This is a genomic window from Chelatococcus reniformis, assembly GCF_014640075.1.
Taxonomy (GTDB): Bacteria; Pseudomonadota; Alphaproteobacteria; order Rhizobiales; family Beijerinckiaceae; genus Camelimonas; species Camelimonas reniformis.
The window spans coordinates 342969-360700 of record NZ_BMGG01000008.1; the positions used below are offsets into that span (position 1 = coordinate 342969).

The following is a 17732-nucleotide window of genomic DNA, read 5'->3' on the forward strand; positions in this document are numbered from 1 at the left end:
CGCACGGCCCCGGCGGATTGGTTAGATTTTCTTGACACTCTGACAAGGAACGCGTGCCTTATCGGAACAATGCGCCCCTTCTATCTTCGTGGTGACCGCCAGCCGGCGATCAAGGGATCGACCACGGAGACGCTCATGTCCCCCGCCACAGCCGCCCTCACGGCCCGGGCCCCTCGCGGCAGCGACGAATCGATCACGGGGAAGGCGCCGGCCTCGGCGGTGTCGTTCCATGGCCTCGCCATGTGCGCCGCCGCCGTCGCGTGGCTGCTCGGCGCGGCGCCGGCCACCGCGCAGACGATGGATGAGCGCCTGGAGCGCGGCGATCAGGTGGTGCGGAGCCTGAACAACGGCAGGCCGCAACCCACCCTGGAGCGCATGCGGCAGGAATTTCCGTTCCTCGCCGAGGCGACCCAAGGCTACGCGCTCGGCGACGTCTGGTCCCGCCCGGGCCTCGATGGCCGCACGCGCCAGTTGGCCGCCGTCGCCGTGTTCGCGGCCATGGGCGAGACGGCTCTCATGAAGGTCCATGCCGGCTATGCGCTCAACATCGGCGTGCCGGAGGAGCAGCTGAAGGAAATCATCTACATGGTGACGGTTCCCGCGGGCTTTCCCCGGGCGATCGCCGCATCGCAGGCGCTGGCCGACCTGTTCGTCGAGCGCCGCGGCGCCGGGAGCGGGCAGCCCCGATGAGCCCTGCCGCGAAACGGCTGGCGAAGCCCGTCCTTGCCGCACTCCTCGCCGGGGCGAGCCTCATGCCCGTACAGGAAGGTCTCGCCCGGATGAACACCGACCGCGCACCCGCACAATCGGCGGCGCAGACCCATCCGTATGCGGGCATGTGGGTCACCGCCGACGGCCATGTCCGCCATAACCTGCTTGCCGACGGCCGCTATGACGAGGCGCGCGGACGGCGCGAGAGCGCCTACCAGGGGCGCTACGAGGTGCGGGGTGACGAGATCTTCTACTGGGACGATACCGGCTTCACCGCCGACGGGCGATTCATTGACGGCGTGCTGCACCACGGCGGCATGATCCTTCATCGGCGGGAGTAGCATCGGGACCGGTCGGAAGGCGGTGGCGTGCCGCGCCGCCGATCGCCCAGGTGTTGACGTTCAACAGGTTTGGGTGCGTCCGCGAGGTCGGATGAGCCTTGCCGGATCGTGAAACGGGCCTTGCCCGCATGCGGGACCACCCGCGCCGCGCGCGCCGGGCACGGCCGTCCAAAACCTCCCATTAACGACGACGCATTATCCCTGAGACGAAGGTTGCCGGCCGGTGCCGGTCAGTGGGGTCATGCTCGCTCATGTCGTCTTGGAATCGTCCTCCCTATCCGCTCGCCTCCGTCTTCGTGCCCGCGGCCAGTTCCGGCTCCGAGGCCCGCGTCACCGTTTCGACCTGGATGGACGCCCGCCTGGCCCAGACCTGGTTCAGCCCCTTCAGCGTCGACAAGAACACGCGCTTCACCCGCACGCCCGACGTCTTCATGCGGCCCCCGGTGCCGGAGCCGGAGGCCCTTCCGCCGCCGCCGGCGCGGATCGAGCCCGCCCACGCCGAGGAAGCCGCGGACACCGCGCCGGATGAAGCCGACGCGTTCGAGGACGACGACGTCGTGCTGCTGGCCGACGACGAGATCGAGGAAGCCTTCGCCGCACTCGCCGCCGCGGACGAGCGCTTCGGCTTCGACGAGGACACCGCCGCGGCGGCGCGCGCCGCGGAGCCGGACGCCGGAGCCCCCCCGATGACCGCCGAGGAAGGCGCCGCGCCGGACGAGCCTGCGCCGGCCGCCGCGGCGATGCTGGCCGGCCTGCTCGGACGGTTGCGGACCGAGCCGGCCGAGGAGGACGCCGCCGTGGACGCGGAGACCCGCGCGGGGCTCGACGAGGCGTGGGCGGACGAACTGCTCGAAGAGGCCGCCGCGGCTGCTGCGGACGATGGCCTCGTGGAATGGTTCGACGAGCTGTTCGGCGATCCGGCGCACGACCTGCCGGTGGCGCCGAGCGTGGCGCGCGCCGAAGAGCCCGCCGCCCAGCCGGCCGAGGCCGCGACCGTGACCGAGGAGCCTGTCGCGGTCCGGCTCGCCGGGCTGCCGCCGGCGATCCGGCGCCTGGGCAGCGTCATCATGCTCGCACCGGCCGTGCCGCCGGTCGCCGCCCCCGAGCAGGACCTGATCGCGCCGCCGGCGCAGGAGGAGCCCGATGTCGAGGCGGCCGCCCTGGAGGGCGAGGCCGCCGTATGCGGGGCCGAGGCGGAGGAGGAGCTGGACGCCGCCGTGGACGCCGCGGGCCTGATCGAGGCCGCCAGGATTGTCGAGAGCCTGTCGGACGACGCAGACGACGAGGACCGGGCCGAGGCGGCGTTCGACAGCCTGCCTGCGGTCGACGACGCGGCGGCCTGGGTGGAGGACGAGGACGAGGAGGCGGCGGAGCCCGATCAGGACGCGGCGCCGACGGCCGCTCCCTTCGCCATCGCCATCGCCTCCCCGGTGCGCGCCTCCTTCGGCTGGCCGGTCTTTGCCGTTCCGGCCGCCCTGCCCGCCGAGTGGCCTGCGGCCGCCGGCGAAGACGATGGGGCCGCGGCGCTCGAGGCGGCGGACGACGCCTGCGCCCACAACGACTCCATCGACGACGACTTCATCGCCGACGACTTGACGAGCAGCGACTTTACGACCGACGGCTCGGACGACGCCGACGAGCAGGACGAGGAACCCGGCTACCGGCTGCCGCCGCTCACGCTGCTGACCGAGCCGCCGGAGCTGGAACCCGCCTTCGAGATGTCGGAGGAGTTTCTCGACCGCAACTCCGCCACCCTCCAGCAGACGCTGTGGGACTTCGGCGTGCGCGGCGAGGTGATCGACGCCAACCCCGGCCCGGTGGTGACGCTCTACGAGTTCGAGCCGGCGCCGGGCACCAAATCGAGCCGCGTCATCGGCCTCTCCGCCGACATCGCCCGCTCCATGAGCGCCATCTCCACCCGCGTCGCGGTGGTGGAAGGCCGCAACGTCATCGGCATCGAGCTGCCCAACCAGCGGCGCGAGACCGTGTGGCTGCGCGAGCTGCTGGCCAGTCACGCCTTCACCGACGCCAGCGGCCGCCTCGGCATCTGCCTGGGCAAGACCATCGGCGGGGAGCCGGTCATCGTCGACCTCGCCCGCATGCCGCACCTCCTGGTCGCCGGCACCACCGGCTCGGGCAAGTCGGTCGCCATCAACACCATGATCCTGTCGCTGCTCTACCGGCTGTCGCCGGAGCAGTGCCGCCTGATCATGATCGATCCCAAGATGCTGGAGCTGTCGGTCTACGAGGGCATCCCGCACCTTTTGACCCCGGTCGTCACCGACCCCAAGAAGGCGATCATCGCCCTGCAATGGGCGGTGCGCGAAATGGAAGAGCGCTACCGCAAGATGTCGCGCCTCAAGGTGCGCAACATCGAGGGCTTCAACGCCCGCGTCGCCGAGGCGCGCCGCACCGGCGAGGTCATCACCACGATCGTCGACACCGGCTTCGACAAGGAGACCGGCGAGATCCTGCGCGAGGAGGTGACGCTCGACCTCACCTCGCTGCCCTACATCGTCATCATCGTCGACGAGATGGCCGACCTGATGATGGTCGCCGGCAAGGACATCGAGGGGGCCATCCAGCGCCTCGCCCAGATGGCCCGCGCCGCCGGCATCCATCTGGTGATGGCGACCCAGCGTCCTTCGGTCGACGTCATCACCGGTACCATCAAGGCCAACTTCCCGACCCGCATCTCCTTCCAGGTGACGTCGAAGATCGACAGCCGCACCATCCTGGGCGAGATGGGCGCCGAGACGCTGCTCGGCCAGGGCGACATGCTCTATATGGCCAGCGGCGGCCGCATCACCCGCGTGCACGGCCCCTTCGTCTCCGACAACGAGGTGGAGAAGGTGGTGGCGCACCTGAAGGCGCAGGGGCGCCCCGAATACCTGGAGGCGGTCACCTCGGAGGATGGCGAGGAGGAGGTCGAGGACGACACCGCGGTCTTCGACAAGAGCCCGCTCGCGGCCGAGGACGGGGCCGATCACTACGAGCAGGCGGTCGCCGTCGTGCTGCGCGACCGCAAGGCCTCCACCTCCTACATCCAGCGGCGGCTGCAGATCGGCTACAACCGCGCCGCCAGCCTGATGGAGCGCATGGAAAACGAGGGCATCGTCGGGCCGGCCAACCACGCCGGCAAGCGGGAGATCCTGGCGAACCGGGCGGGGTGAGCCCGGCCATGGGTGACGTCGGATTGCGCCTACTGGGGCCGGCCTTTGCGCCGTGCCCCCATGAGCGGCGGGCATATCCACAGCGAGAGCGCCGCACCCGGCCCTATACCATGGGCTAGCTGCTCACCAGCGCGCGGCGCTCTAGGGAGATGGGTGGTTGCGGCACCGGCCGCCGCCAGCGGCTACCCGGAGCCAACATGACCACCGAGGCGTTCGGCACGCTCCTCGCCCACCCGCTCGCCCAGCTCAACCTGGTCGGGATCGCCGGTATCGTCGTCTGGCATCTCATCCCGAGCACCCGGGCGACGACGCGGCTCGTCGTACAGATCCTGTTCTTCGCCGTGATGACGGCGATCCTCGTCGCCCACGGCGTGGCGCCGCACCACTTCGAAGGCTTCGGCGCCGGCGACGGAACCGAGCTCGCGCTGATTTCGGCCAAGCTCTTGTGGTGGCTGCATCTGGCCTGGGCCATCATCGGCTTCGTGCGGCTCTATCTCGTCATCGAGGGCCATCCGCGCGAAGCGCGGCTGCTGCAGGACCTGGTCGTCGCCGTGATCTATCTCGGCGTGGCGCTGTCGGCCCTCGCCTTCGTCTTCGGCGTGCCGGTGGCGACGCTGGTCGCGACCTCCGGCGTCGTCGCCGTGATCCTGGGCCTTGCCCTGCAAAGCACCTTGAGCGACGTGTTCTCGGGCATCGCGCTGACGCTCGGCCGACCCTACCGCCTGGGAGACTGGATCCGCCTCAACGACGGCACCGAGGGCCGCGTGGTGGAGAGCACCTGGCGCTCGACCCAGATCCAGACCTCGTCCCACAACATCGTGGTCCTCCCCAACAGCCTCCTGGCCAAGGTGGGCCTCTCCAACTACAGCCGGCCCGACGGCACCCACGCCCAGCGCGTCACCGTGCGCATCGCGCCGACGCGCATGCCCGCGGTGGTGGCCGAGGTGATGCGCACCGCGCTGGCGAGCTGCAGCTCCATCCTGCGCGAGCCGCCGCCCGGCGTCTCGCTCAAGGGGGTGGATGCCCTCGCCATCGAGCTGGAGCTTGAATACCGCGTCGAGTCCCTGGCGCAGCGGACCGCGGCGCGCAACGAGCTGCTCGATCTGGTCTATCGCCACTGCAAGGCGTCCGGGCTGCTGCTGGCGCTGCCGCGCGAGGCGACGGTGATGGTGAGCGAGCTGCCCGGCGAAGGTACCGCCCGGCCGCCGCGCGTGACCCCGCTCGAACTGATCCAGGCCATTCCCGTGTTCGCCGCCCTGACCGGCGAGGAGAAGGCGGCGCTTGCGGAAGAGACGAGCACGCGCGCCGTGCGCCCCGACGAGGTGATCGCCGAGCCGGGCGACGTTCTGCCCGCCCTGATGATGGTGCGCCACGGCATCATCGTCGTTCGCGACGGCGAGCGCGAGGTCGGCCGCCTGGCACCGGGCGACTTCTTCGGCGAGACGGGATTGCTCGCCGGCCTGGGCGAGCCCCACACCTTGCAGGCGCTGACCCGCGTCACCCTCTACGAGATCGACCAGGCGGCCCTCGCCCCCCTGCTCGAAACCCGTCCTGCTCTGGCCGAGGACCTGGCGACGGCGCTGGCGGCACGGGCCCGGGCGGGCCTGCTCGCGGAGGACCGCCACCCCCACCACCCCCGCAGCGTCGCCGCCTTCCTCAGGGCGGTCCACGGGGTATTCGGGGCGCGGAGCGTGGCGCGGTGACGGGCGTCGCCCGGCCGCCGCCGGCGCGGGCGGGACGGCCGGCTAAAGCGTTTTCGAGCGAAGTGGACGCCGGTTCGCGTGAAGAAAACGCGGTAAAACAAATAGATAGTGCATTTCGGCGATTCGAGGAAACGCGGAAATGCTCTACCGCTGATCCCAGCCGCCGATCGGCAGCGCTACGTTCGCGGCCGGGCGGGCGGACGAAGGGGTCTCCCCCGCCAGGCGCAGCGTGCGCTCGAGCAGAACCTCGTAGATCGGGCGCCCGCCCAGCGCGTCCGCGACCAGATTGGCCAGCATGCAGGTGACGAGCGTCGGCAGCAGCATCGTATAGGCGCCGGTGAGCTCCGCGATCAGCACCACGCCGACCAGCGGAGCCCGGATCGTCGACGAGAACAGGCCGCCCATGGCGGCGACGGCGAGCGCGCTCGGCGCGCCGGCGGGCAGCGGCGCCACCAGCTCCAGGCAGAGCGCGAACAGCAGCCCGAGCGCCGTCGCCAGGGCCAGGATCGGCGCGAAGATGCCGCCGGGCACGCCGGTCGCGTAGCTCGCCAGGGTCATGACGAAGCGGACCAGCACGACGATCGCGATCGTCGCCAGCGGCAGATTCTCCCGCACCAGCGTGAGCGCCAGCATGTCGCCGCCCTGCGTCGCCTCCGGCTGCACGACGAGGAGCACGCCGATCGCGCACCCCACGACCGCCGGCAGGAGATAGAACGACGTGCGCCGCCCCAGCGCGAGCGCCATGTCCAGCGCCCAGATGAGGCAGCGGTTGAACACGACGCCGGCCACCCCCAGCAAGAGCCCCAGCAGCACGAAGGCCGGCAGGAACGAGAGCTGAAGGTCGGGCACCGTCATGGCCATGAACGGGCGGCTTCCGGCGAGGAGCTCGAGGACCACGACGCTGACGACGGAGGCGATCATGACCCCCGTGTAGGTCTTCAGCGAATAGGGGAACTGCCGGCGCGTCTCCTCGATCACGAACAGCACGGAGGCGAGCGGCGCGCTGAACGCCGCGGCAAGGCCGGCGGCGGCCCCGGCGGCGAGCAGACCGCGGCTCTCCATGGTCGGCAGCTTGAAGCCCTGCGCCGCGGCCTGGGCCACCGACGCGCCCATGTGGATGGTCGGGCCCTCGCGGCCGAGCACCAGCCCGGAGCCGAGCGACAGCAGCCCGCCGACGAACTTGACCGGCAGCACGCGGGACCAGCGGATGGTCCGCCGCCCCTCCATGGCCCCTTCGACCTCCTGCACGCCGGAGCCGCCGGCCTCGGGGACGAAGGTGCGCACCAGCCAGACGGCGGCGAGCACGAGCGCCGCGGAAACGGCGGCGGTCAGCAGGAGAAAATGCGGCCCGTCGAGCCCGACATGGGCCCGCAACACGGCCGGCCACGTGAGGGCCCGGTCGACCGCCAGGTGCAGCGCGGTGCCGATGAGCCCCGTAGCCACGCCGACGAGGATCGCGGCGAGGTAGTAGAGCGCCTTGTCCGCAAAGCCCGACGGTGTCTCGCCGGCCGCCTTCAAGGCCGCCCCTCCCGGCCCGCCCATCGCGCAGGATGGCTCAGGCGGCCTGTCCGCGCCGGAGGCCGGGCGGCCGCAAGCCGCCGGACGGTGCCGCTCGCCAGCCGATCGGCAGCGCACGCGGGACAGCTCCGACCACCCAAAAGCCAGGCGGATGGCCGGGGCGCCCCCACGTGCATCACTGCGCCGTTTGCAGGGCGGCGCTCACGGCGTTGGCGATCCACGTATCCGGCGTCACGCCGACCGCCTGCGCCTTGGCATTGACCTTGTTCGCGACGCTCGGCGCCAGCGGCACGGTGAGCAGGATCGCTTCGGCATCCGGGGGCGCATAGACGATGCCGGACACCCGCATGGCGTAGCGCTGCACCTTCGTCGCCTTCTGCGCCGCGGTGAGCGCACCGTCGTCCGCGACCACGGGGCAATAAGCGGAAACGAGGCTGTCGACGATGACCGCGTCGCGGACCTTGCGCTGGCGCAGCGCGGAGACCGCATTGTTCAGGTTGTCCGCGTCGTTCAGCGCCTCGCCGCGCGGCAGCAGGGGCTTCAGGTCGGCGGCCAGCGCATCGCCGCCCTCGAGCTGCCGGAACGCACATGCGAAGCCGGCGCTGGCCGCCTGCGCCGGACCCGCCAGCAGGCCACCGAACAGGACCAGAGTGAATGCGCGGATAACGTGCTTGTGCATGCCCTTGACTCGCTCCCCGACGGATACGCCGCCCAGGGAGGCCATATCAGATCGTCCCTGGTCATCAAAGCAGGGCGCGGCACCGAAAGAGCTTCGACGCCCGTAGCGACGATCACCGATGCGGCACCGCCGACCCGGCCGGTGCCATGATCCGCATGGCTTTGCCGAGGCCCGCGCGACATGCGACGGCCAGACCCGCGCGGGCGTTGCCCGCTTTGGTGCCCGGCGCGCCCCGCGCAGCGAAGACCGAGCTTGCCAGCCGCGGCGTGGGACGGCAATCTCAGCCCCGCAAGACGCTCAGCGGGTGTGCGCCGGCATTGCCTCGTTGGGCGACAGGACATGGGAACGGCCAAATCATGATCATGGACGGTGGGACTGCCGATGCTGGAAGGGCAGATGAGGCAGCTTCGCGCGGGCTCCCGGCGGGGGGTCTCGACCGGCGGTCGTTTCTGTTCGGCTCCGCCGCCAGTCTCGGCGCGCTGGGGCTCGCCGGTTGCGTGACGCCCGACGGCATGAGCCGCGCCGAAGCGGCGCTGCATTACGCGCCGATGCCGAACGAGAAATTCCCGATCCCGGCGGTCGATGTCAGCAAGGTCGATCCGAAGTATTTTCGCAAGACGGTGCGCTACGACAGCAAGGAAGCGCCCGGCACGATTATCGTCGATCCCAGCAATTACTATGTCTACCGCATCGAAGGCGAGGGCAACGCCACCCGCTATGGCGCCAATGTCGGCCGCGCCGGCTTCCTGTGGAGCGGTGACGCCTATGTCGGGCGCAAGGCCGAATGGGCGATCTGGACACCGCCCAAGGAGATGATCGCGCGCCAGCCCGAGGCGGCCAAATACGCCCGCGGCATGCCGCCCGGCCTCGACAACCCGCTCGGCGCCCGCACGCTCTATCTCTACCAGAACGGCGCCTACACGCTCTACACGATCTACGCCACCAGCGACCCCGAATCGATCGGCACCGGCGTGACCAGCGGCTGCACCGGCCTCCTCAGCCAGGACATGATCGACCTCTATAACCAAACGCCGGTCAAGACGAAGGTGGTCGTGCTGCCGGCATAGGCTGCCGCGCCGGCCCCCGGGTGCGGGCGCTGCCGGTGCGGGCAGCGCAATGAACAGGCCCGCTTTTAGAGAGCCCGGGCGATTGTGCGGGTGGCGATCCCCGGAAGGCCGGCGACCGAGCCATCATCGTCACGCAAGACCTCGACGATGGGCGACGCCGGCCTCCAGATTGTTGACGAGGGTGCCGTGGAGCCCCCAGCGCGCAGGCTGGTCATGCGGCCCGTCCGCATCGCGGCATCTGTCAGGCCCCCGCCCATCATAGGTCTGGGGACCTATCGGGGTGGAAAATGGAGCGTCCCGACCTTGCCCGGCATTGGCTTGTCCTCCTGACGTGCTAGTAGAAGCCAGCGACGGAACGAGGAGGATTTGGCATGCCCGCGACGGAAGATGATACCGGCGAGTACACCTACGAAGAACGCGAAGCAGTCGCCATCTTCGACGACGAACGCTCGCTGAACAGTGCCGTCGACGAACTCGTGCAGTCCGGGCTCACCCAGGCCGACATGAGCCTGTTGGGCCATGCCGATCGCCTGGCGGGCAAAACATCTGTCGAACTGGCCGATAGCGCCGATGCGCCGCGCGCCGACTTCATTTCGCGCGAATCGCGCACGGAAGGGCTCGCCGCGCTGACCGCGGCACCGGCGCTCCTCGCCGGCCTGGGCGTCGCGGCGGTCGTCGGGACCGGCGGCGCCGCCCTCATTCCAACGATCGCGGCCAGCTTCGGCAGCATGGCCGCGGGTGGCGGGCTGGGCCTGGTGCTGGCGCGCGTCTTCGGCCGCCGCCATGCCAACCGGATCCAGGACGCGATCCTGCGCGGCGGCCTCGTGCTGTGGGTCCACGCGCCGGACCCCGCCAAGGATACGCTGATCCTCGGCATTCTGACCAAGCATGGCGGCCGGGACATCCATACCCACGTCGTGACCCGATCCTGGGGTATCGACGACGTGCCGCTGCACGACTTCCAGCCCGACCCGATGCTGAAGAGCTGAGGCCGCGGCGCGCTCCGGTCGGGTTGAACGGCCCGGTCGGAGAGGGGCGCTAGGTCGAATGATTGGGCGCGATGAGAAGCGATAGTCGCGCGCGGCAGATGCTACGCCCCGTGGAGGGCCCGAGCGGCCGACAAGTCGCTCAACGTCCTACGGCGCCACAGCCGTTCTCCTGTCACGAATAGGCCTCTTGCCGCGCAGCAAGTCCGAAATGCGCCGGGAGCGGACGTTGGGTGCATGCCGGAGAGCAGACCTGCGCTTCGCGTACGTCTCTGGTCTCATAGCGCCTGGCTAGTCTCTAAGCGCCAACATCTCTATGGTTCATCTGAGAGAGATGCGACATACCTCGACGTATGTGTTCGAATCCCACCCGCCCGCCGAACACCGCCGATCACCGCACTAAATGATCCATTTCTTATTTTAAAATCAAGCGGATAGCCTTACAAGAACGCGGCCATGAAATTAATGGTTCTCGCATCCTTCACCAGCGGTATAGCCCACCGAAAATAACCGCCGATTGCACTCTACAGCACGACTTTCTCTCAGGGGCATAGGTCGTCATGATTGATCGCGGTGGCATCCGGCTATCGTCAATCCGCGTTTGCACGAGCTATGATCGATATAACGGCGGTGGTCGATGCGGTCGCTTCTACGCAAAGTGCGGCGAGTTGTTGGGTTGCAGTTCGGCGGTGCTGTAGGTTTAGCGCCAAGGCCAGCGATGCGCGTGCGTGTGCCCTGACTTCCTTGTTGCTCGCGCCGGGAAATACGTGGGCGATATATCCTTCGAGCATCCGATTGGCATCAGTTTCGCTCGGCCGAATACCATCCAATGACTCGTGTATTGCGGGATTAAAAACGGCCTGTGCTAACGAAATGATGATCTCGCGACATAGTAGGCCGATCGCTTGACAGTCCTCTTCGGCTGATGTGGTTTCAAGTCGCGTGCGTGCCTTGGACAGGGCGCGATCAACGCGCTCCCAACCGGTTGGTTCGCGTGGCTCGGATGGCAACGACGATCGATTCGAAATTGCATCGATTGCAGGGCCAAATAGCTGACGAACATAGAACCGCCGATCTTTATATTGCGGCAGGTCTGCGCTCCAATGGCGATACCAATCCCATAGGTCGTCATGAGGGTTTTCATATCGGACACCTTCAGGGATGGCTTGTCGGATACGGATTTCGCGCGCCTGATAATAGTCATCGACTTCCTGAATGCGAGCACCGCCAGTCGCGACATCAATCATCATGCCCCGATGGATCAGCAATTCGGCTAACAGTGCGGCAGCGCCTCCGATCGTGGCATCGGTCGCCCTGATAACAATATCGTCTGGCGCTCTCTTCTTCGGATAGGCACTTGCAATGGCCTCAGCGATACGCTTGCGGTCTTGCGGAGGTAGCTTGTTCAACGCTTCGCCGATAGGCATCGGCGCATCAACGATTGCCTCGTCGACCAGATCGGTGAAAAAGCCATTATCAACTTCGGACTCGGCTAAGGTTGCTTGGCAATGCTTCAAGAGCATTGCCAAGTCGAACCGTTGCAGGCTTTCAAGGAATTTGCACGCCGTTGTATTCGCCATAGCTCAGCCGATCAGCACTTCAATCTCCTTCGCCTCGACAAGGGCCGTGATCTCTGAATAGAGGTCAACGTTTTGCCCAGGTGCAGAGATTGATATGATCAATGCATAGCGTGCCCTATCCGTCATGCGTTTTTGCCCTGTATGGGACTTCCACCAACCTCCAACGGGATAGACCGCGATCGCGTCATGCGAGGCGAGGTCGGCCGCATAGCCACGCCAAAGGTCACAATGCAGCGATCCGGCCTGCACTGCTTTAGGGCCGAGCAGCCAATAGCTCTGTTCACCTTCGGCTTCGGTGCCATCCTTCTCCTGGCTAGCAGAAATACGGCTGCGGAAATGCGCATCTGTTTCGTCGCGCTTCTTCATATCGAAGCGGAGCCCGAAGGACCGATAAGTGTCCGGGCGTGTGGCGGCCTTGCCGGTAAGGTTCGGTTCGACGAAGTAGGAAAGCGTCACTTTCATCGTGACGATTTCGTTTTCGAGTTGCTCCAATGCTGTCTTGGGCCAAGGCAGATCGTAGAAGTGCATCTCGTTGAACACGCCAGCGCCCGCCGCGCCGATCGCATAGGGCTGAATCTCCGCTTGCGCGATCATGGTAGCGTCGTTTCGCGCGGACATGATCGCCCGAGTAATGTCCGGCACGCCGTAGCCGACCTCGCGAAGCATTTCCTGCACCTTCGCTTTGGTGGCGTTTTTCCCCGTCTTCCAATGGGCGCCGCGTCCAATAAATTGCTTGCGGATAGGCTCCGGCCAGCGGGCGGAATCAACTGTGAGCGCGCGATGTGTCTCCGGCCAGAGATCGGATAGCGAGGTTTGCAGCCGCCCAACGAAGTTACCGGCCATGCCGACAGCCGCGCTGGTTGCCCAGAACGGCACCAAAGGTTCCGCCACGACATCCGAGCCCGGCGCTAGAAGCGAGACGGCAGGATGCCAATCGCAAAAGCCGGTAGCGTCCGAGAGCATGTTCCCGGCCTCGAACAGGACTTCCGGCTTGATCGGCGTCAGGTCGTCCGGAAGCGACTGCGATCCCCGGCTGAATGGGCTGCGATGATTCGCCGGAACGACGGGGCTGAAAGCGGGCGGCGGTGCCGGAGATTGCTCCTTGCCGGTGATGCCGCCGACAGTCAGGGCGTTCCAACTTTGGGATGGGTCTTCCAGTGGTTGGGATGGCAGCACGTCCACTGTCATGCCCTCCAACACGTTTCCGGTCGCAACGACCATCAGGCGCTTCGGCCGCTCCGATGCTGGTGTTCCTTCTGCCACTTCACCGGGCATGGCGCCGGCGGCAATCTGATCGAGGGCTCCGCTCCAGGTCGATGGCCGGCTTGGCGGGAAATCGGTGGTCGAGATTGCGAGACAAAAGCTGCGCAGAACATCCGACTGTTCGATCTCTACCATGCTGACAGCGCCCTGCGTGACAACGCCATAGCTCGGCGGTTTAGTGGGCGGGAAACCTTGCGGCGGCAGGAGTTTCATGGATTCGACGCCATGGGTCAGTTGAACGGGTTGGGCTCCGTTCATCAGCGGTTCGAGATCACCATAGAGGACGAGACCAGCCAGGGGCGTTCCATGACCGCCATTGGGGTGATGGTCATCCGCGCCCCATGCCGCGTCGTAGGCCCAGGCACCGCGAAGGCCAGGGGCAATCAGAGGATGGGCGGCGGCTACACCGGTATCGAGAGTGCAAACGACCGGAGCCTTCTCGGGCGGAACTCCGACACGCGCCGCCAACTCGCCCACCCAATCCTGCTGGTCCAAACCGCCGCCACCATCAAGAAAAATCTCGATCGTGCCGGTCGCTCGACGAATTTCCATGACGGCACCGGGAATGCGCGCTGCGAAAGCAGCAACACTCCCGGCGGCGGCATGCAGGAAGATCACCGTGGTATCGGGAAAGAGCAAACGATCCGCGTGAAAGTCGATATTTGCGTTCTGCGCGGCGACAGCGACACGATCCGCGAGCGCGACCGGCTGGCGCACCCATAGCTCCCACCACACGACAGCCGGCGCGGCCAAGTCCACGTCGCCGGTGAAGAGCGCAGTCGTATCAATGGCGTGCACTTCCTCGATCGCCTCAAAACGGTCGGCATCCGGCCTGCGTTGGTTCCCTGGATCGCGGCCATAATTTTCGATCCGCGCACGCAGGAAGTCGCGCGCATCATCCGGCACGAAGAGAAGCGCGCTCTCCGTGCGGTCATCGTTTCTTTTGGAGCGCAGGACGACGACATCTTGCGTGGGAAATTCAAGATTGGTCGGCACCTTCACGGCCTTGGTGCGTGAGCCCTCTGCCGGTGGCACCGTCTCGACCTCGACGATTGTGCCGCGTTTCAACCCTTGAATAGGCAACCGTGGATCAGCGCCGACGGCCGGCTGAGCGCCAAGCGCCTGCGCCAGTTGATCGACTAGATACTCAGCATGAGCGGCATAGTCGTTGCGCAGCGGCTTTCGCTGCTGGTCGCGTGAAGGGAATGTGTAGGCCGCTTCTTCACGGAAAACGTCGATTTTGATGTGGGGACGGCTTCTTTCGTCGTAGTTTTCTCGCTCCGCCATATGACCCTGCTTGATTCATTCGTATTCCATTCGATCCGGTCGGCGGAGCCTGCCTAACGGCTGGGCGAACGACGAAACTTGCCTTTGAGCGATTGGCGATTCTCCAATGCATCGCGTAATGCTTCCGGTGAAACCTTCGACGCTCCCTCAAGGATAGCGTCCTTGACGACAGCATCAGCGGCCCGCACCAACTCTCCCTGACTCAGACCTTCGAGAGCCTTTTCAAGCTCAAGCCAAGACTTGGTTGTGAACTTGAACTTTCCCAACCGCCGCTCGATGATCGCGCGGGCGGATGCTGTGTCGGGCAGCTTGTATTCGATCACTTCGTCAAAGCGGCGAGCCAGAGCCTCATCGAGGATTTCAACATGGTTCGTCGCCGCCAAAACGAGGCTATCGGTGGAGTTGGGTTCCTCCATGAAAGCCAAGACAGAGTTCAGCACGCGACGTATCTCGCCGACATCATTGGGATCGCCCCGGCGAGCGCCGATCGCGTCGAACTCGTCGAGTAGGTAAACGCCGCGCGTTTGGGCTATCTGGTCAAAGAGAAGACGGAGTTTGCCAGCGGTCTCCCCAAGGAAGCGGCTGAATAGGGCCTCTAGGCGCACCGTGAAGAGCGGAAGATGCAGTTCGCCAGCCAGCGCCGAGGCCGTCATGGTCTTGCCGGTTCCGGGTGGGCCGACGAGCAGCATATGGGTCGCAGGCGTCTGTCCATGTTCGCGCAGGGTCACGCGCTCCTGCTGCTGACGAACAATACGCACAAGGCGTTTGGCGATGTCGTCGGACAGCACCATGCTCGACAGCTTGACCTTTGGGTAGGAGCTTTCGACAAGCCCCTGCAACTCGCCGCGTGGACGGGCAAGTGGAATGGGCGTCTGACCGCCGGCTGGTTTGCCAAGTCGGCGCTGGTCTCTGGCCTTTTGGACGAGCCGCTTGAGCTTCTCTGCGTCGTCGGAGCGCCCCTGCCGAGCTTCTTGCGCTGCGATCTGCAAGGCGATCGACAGGAGCTGGTCTTCGTCCCCGTCGATGTGCGAATTCAGGAGTGCGAGAATATGCTTAGTGGACATGCTCGCCTCCTTTTTCCGATTCGGCCTCGCTGCGCTGTCGAATGTGTTGAGCACATTTGGATAAATTCTGCCATCTGGACACTAGCTGAGCAGCCTCCGAAATGCCATCGATTTCCTGATCGAACCCCGTCTTCCCCGCGCAACGCTCGTGGACGCCCGGCTCGTCCGAGCTATCCTATTTTAGAGGGCTATAGCGTAGACGTAGTTCTCCGTTTCATCGCTCTCGGCCCGCCGGACGGGATTCGAACTGCAACTATGTGGTTCGAACGTGCGCTGAAGTCTGCTAGCATTGCGTCACTCTCGCTGGGCCGTCAGCACACCCCGAAGCGGACGTTCCCAAAGGCCGCTAAGGGTCAAAAGCCGCCCCACGCCCAGGCCTCCCTCACCCCATCACCCTCGCAAAAAACCCCGCCACCTCCCCTCGCGCGCCCAACGGCAGCACATCCGCCACATACTGGTCCGGCCGCACGATCACGACACAGCCCGCCGCCCGATCAATAGCCCGCATGGCGAAGATGTCGCCGGCCGCGGCATCCGCGCAGAACGCCTTCTCGTAATCGATCAATCCATGGCGGCCCTTGCGCGGCAACAGCAGCGGCGGCAGCGCGCTCAAGGGGATGTCGCGGTGGCCGCGCTGGTAGACGGCGCGCACGTCGATGACGGCGTCGCTGTCGGCGCCGGCGGGGGTGTGGCGGCGCAGGGGCGAGTCCGCGGCGTCAGCGAGGAAGGCGCAGAGCGCCCGCACGCAGCAGGCGGGATCGGCCGGGTCCTTGTCGTCGGCGAAGAGGAAGAGGCGCCAGCGGCCGTCGGCCTTCACGGTGTGGCCGAGCTGCATGGGCCGGGCGTCGGCGAGGCGGATCACCGGGGCGGAGTGGAAGCGCATGCCGATGGGGAAGCCCGGGGCGAGGTGCTGGTGGCGCGGCGTCGCGGTGATCGCCGACGGCACGTAGCAGGTCGCCGTGCCGGCGGTGAAGCGGGCCTGCCTCACGAAGTAGCTCTGGAACTCGGCGGGATCGATGCCGTCGCCGCCGGCCGCGCCGCGGCGCTTGGGGGCGGCGCTGAACATCCGGGCGAAGGCGCGGTCGAAGTCGATGAGTTCCTGGGCGATGGCGCGGCGCTCGGCCGAATAGGTGGCGAGCAGGCCGGGGGCGCTCTGACCGCGCAGCACGGCGGCGAGCTTCCAGCCCAGGTTGAAGGCATCCTGCATGGAAACGTTCATGCCCTGGCCGGCCTTGGGGCTGTGGGTGTGGCAGGCATCGCCCGCAATGAACACCCGCGGCGCGCCTCCCTCCTCCGCCCTGTCGTCGAAGCGCGGGCACAGCCGCTGGCCGATCTCGTAGACCGACCACCACGCCACCTCCTTCACCTCCAGCGCATAGGGCCGGATGATGCGCTGGGCCGTCGCGATCAGCCCCTCGACGGTGATGGCGCGCGCGGCGATGCGCTCGCCGGCCTCGAGCCTGTCGAGCTCGATATAGAGCCGCACGAGATAGCCGCCCTCGCGCGGGATGACGAGCATGCTCCCGTCGCCCGCCGAATGGATCGCGGCCTTGAGGCGAATGTCGGGAAAGTCGGTGACGGCGAGCACGTCCATCACGCCCCAGGCCTGGTTGGCGGAATCGCCGTGCAGGGGGTGACCCAGCGCCGCGCGCACGGCGCTGCGGGCGCCGTCGCAGCCCACGACGTAGCGGGCCCGCACCGTCTCCATCGCGAGGTGGCCGGCGCCGTCCGGCCGTTCGAGCCGCACCGTCACGGGATGGCTCGCCGCGGCGCCGCCGGCCTCGGGCGCCGCCACCGTGAGGTCGAGCACGCGGTGGCCGTAGTGCGGCACCAGCCGGGTCGGCGCGTTGCGCATCACGTCGAGGTAGAAGTCGTGCACCCGCGCCTGGTTGAGGATGACGTGGGGGAATTCCGAGAGCCCGTCCTCGGTGTCCTGCACCTTGCCGCCGCGCGTGATGTGCTCGGGCGTCGCCTCGTCCGGCTGCCAGAAGGAGGTCTCGTTGACGAAATAAGCCTCGTTCAGCACCCGCTCGCTGAAGCCGAAGGCCTCGAACATCTCCATGGTGCGGCAGGCGACCCCGTCGGCCTGGCCGAGGCGCAGCGGGCCGCTCTTCTGTTCGACGATGCGGGGTGGTGATGTCGGGGAAGGCCGCGAGCTGGGCGGCGAGCGTCAGGCCCGCGGGGCCGCAGCCGACGATCAGCACGTCGACTTCGGTGGGCAGCGCCTCCCCCGGCTGCATGGCGCCGGGCGCGGGCGCGGCCACATGCGGGTCGCCGGGCCGGAAGCCGTCGAGATGAAACTGCATGGGCGCCTCCCCGAATGCATGCCCCGTTGCCGGGAGCATGGCCCGTTGCGGCGG

General features: G+C 67.1%; 11 protein-coding genes and 1 pseudogene. 6 read left to right on the forward strand and 6 right to left on the reverse strand.

Annotated elements, in window-relative coordinates; genetic code table 11:
* The first annotated feature begins 240 nt into the window (after positions 1-240).
* The 4 genes from IEW34_RS22310 to IEW34_RS22325 all read left to right on the forward strand — a co-directional run bounded on the left by IEW34_RS22310 (position 241) and on the right by IEW34_RS22325 (position 5928).
* Positions 241-690, forward strand: a complete 450-nt coding sequence (locus IEW34_RS22310) for a carboxymuconolactone decarboxylase family protein (RefSeq protein ID WP_188611527.1) — start codon at positions 241-243, stop codon at positions 688-690.
* An 89-nt stretch (positions 691-779) separates the two neighbouring features.
* Complete coding sequence (locus IEW34_RS22315; RefSeq protein ID WP_244642155.1) at positions 780-1052, forward strand: Atu4866 domain-containing protein; 273 nt, start codon at positions 780-782, stop codon at positions 1050-1052.
* 251 nt (positions 1053-1303) lie between these two features.
* Positions 1304-4225, forward strand: a complete 2922-nt coding sequence (locus IEW34_RS22320; RefSeq protein WP_244642139.1) for a DNA translocase FtsK — start codon at positions 1304-1306, stop codon at positions 4223-4225.
* 197 nt (positions 4226-4422) lie between these two features.
* Positions 4423-5928, forward strand: a complete 1506-nt coding sequence (locus IEW34_RS22325; RefSeq protein ID WP_188611417.1) for a mechanosensitive ion channel domain-containing protein — start codon at positions 4423-4425, stop codon at positions 5926-5928.
* 144 nt (positions 5929-6072) lie between these two features.
* On the opposite strand, the gene clcA is transcribed toward IEW34_RS22325, so the two are convergent.
* Together clcA and IEW34_RS22335 are read right to left on the reverse strand one after the other, a co-directional pair.
* Positions 6073-7446 carry a H(+)/Cl(-) exchange transporter ClcA gene (gene clcA, locus IEW34_RS22330; RefSeq protein WP_244642140.1) on the reverse strand — a complete coding sequence of 458 codons (1374 nt, stop codon included), beginning with the start codon at positions 7444-7446 and terminating at the stop codon, positions 6073-6075.
* 175 nt (positions 7447-7621) lie between these two features.
* Positions 7622-8125, reverse strand: a complete 504-nt coding sequence (locus tag IEW34_RS22335; protein WP_188611419.1) for a hypothetical protein — start codon at positions 8123-8125, stop codon at positions 7622-7624.
* A 356-nt stretch (positions 8126-8481) separates the two neighbouring features.
* On the opposite strand from IEW34_RS22335, the gene IEW34_RS22340 reads away from it, so the two are divergent.
* Together IEW34_RS22340 and IEW34_RS22345 are read left to right on the forward strand one after the other, a co-directional pair.
* Positions 8482-9192 carry a L,D-transpeptidase gene (locus IEW34_RS22340; RefSeq protein WP_188611420.1) on the forward strand — a complete coding sequence of 237 codons (711 nt, stop codon included), beginning with the start codon at positions 8482-8484 and terminating at the stop codon, positions 9190-9192.
* Positions 9193-9563: 371 nt separating this feature from the next.
* Positions 9564-10181, forward strand: a complete 618-nt coding sequence (locus IEW34_RS22345; protein WP_188611421.1) for a hypothetical protein — start codon at positions 9564-9566, stop codon at positions 10179-10181.
* 587 nt (positions 10182-10768) lie between these two features.
* Here the strand turns inward: IEW34_RS22345 and IEW34_RS22350 are convergent.
* From IEW34_RS22350 to IEW34_RS22365, 4 genes and pseudogenes are all read right to left on the reverse strand, one after another.
* A complete protein-coding gene (locus IEW34_RS22350; RefSeq protein WP_188611422.1) occupies positions 10769-11758 on the reverse strand; it encodes a hypothetical protein in 990 nt (329 codons plus the stop codon).
* A 3-nt stretch (positions 11759-11761) separates the two neighbouring features.
* Positions 11762-14308 (reverse strand): S8 family peptidase, encoded by a 2547-nt coding sequence (locus IEW34_RS22355; RefSeq protein ID WP_188611423.1) that lies wholly within the window; start codon positions 14306-14308, stop codon positions 11762-11764.
* Positions 14309-14361: 53 nt separating this feature from the next.
* Entirely contained in the window at positions 14362-15372 is a 1011-nt protein-coding gene (locus IEW34_RS22360) for an AAA family ATPase (protein WP_188611424.1), read from the reverse strand.
* Positions 15373-15754: 382 nt separating this feature from the next.
* Positions 15755-17678: pseudogene (locus tag IEW34_RS22365) on the reverse strand (FAD-binding monooxygenase).
* Between the last annotated feature and the right edge of the window lie 54 nt (positions 17679-17732).

Bases quoted from the DNA above. Each gene is read 5' to 3' on its own strand.
- IEW34_RS22310 (WP_188611527.1), top strand. From the start codon at position 241: ATGTGCGCCGCCGCCGTCGCGTGGCTGCTCGGCGCGGCGCCGGCCACC.
- IEW34_RS22315 (WP_244642155.1), top strand. From the start codon at position 780: ATGAACACCGACCGCGCACCCGCACAATCGGCGGCGCAGACCCATCCG.
- IEW34_RS22320 (WP_244642139.1), top strand. From the start codon at position 1,304: ATGTCGTCTTGGAATCGTCCTCCCTATCCGCTCGCCTCCGTCTTCGTG.
- IEW34_RS22325 (WP_188611417.1), top strand. From the start codon at position 4,423: ATGACCACCGAGGCGTTCGGCACGCTCCTCGCCCACCCGCTCGCCCAG.
- IEW34_RS22335 (WP_188611419.1), bottom strand. From the start codon at position 8,125: ATGCACAAGCACGTTATCCGCGCATTCACTCTGGTCCTGTTCGGTGGC.
- IEW34_RS22340 (WP_188611420.1), top strand. From the start codon at position 8,482: ATGATCATGGACGGTGGGACTGCCGATGCTGGAAGGGCAGATGAGGCA.
- IEW34_RS22345 (WP_188611421.1), top strand. From the start codon at position 9,564: ATGCCCGCGACGGAAGATGATACCGGCGAGTACACCTACGAAGAACGC.
- IEW34_RS22350 (WP_188611422.1), bottom strand. From the start codon at position 11,758: ATGGCGAATACAACGGCGTGCAAATTCCTTGAAAGCCTGCAACGGTTC.
- IEW34_RS22355 (WP_188611423.1), bottom strand. From the start codon at position 14,308: ATGGCGGAGCGAGAAAACTACGACGAAAGAAGCCGTCCCCACATCAAA.
- IEW34_RS22360 (WP_188611424.1), bottom strand. From the start codon at position 15,372: ATGTCCACTAAGCATATTCTCGCACTCCTGAATTCGCACATCGACGGG.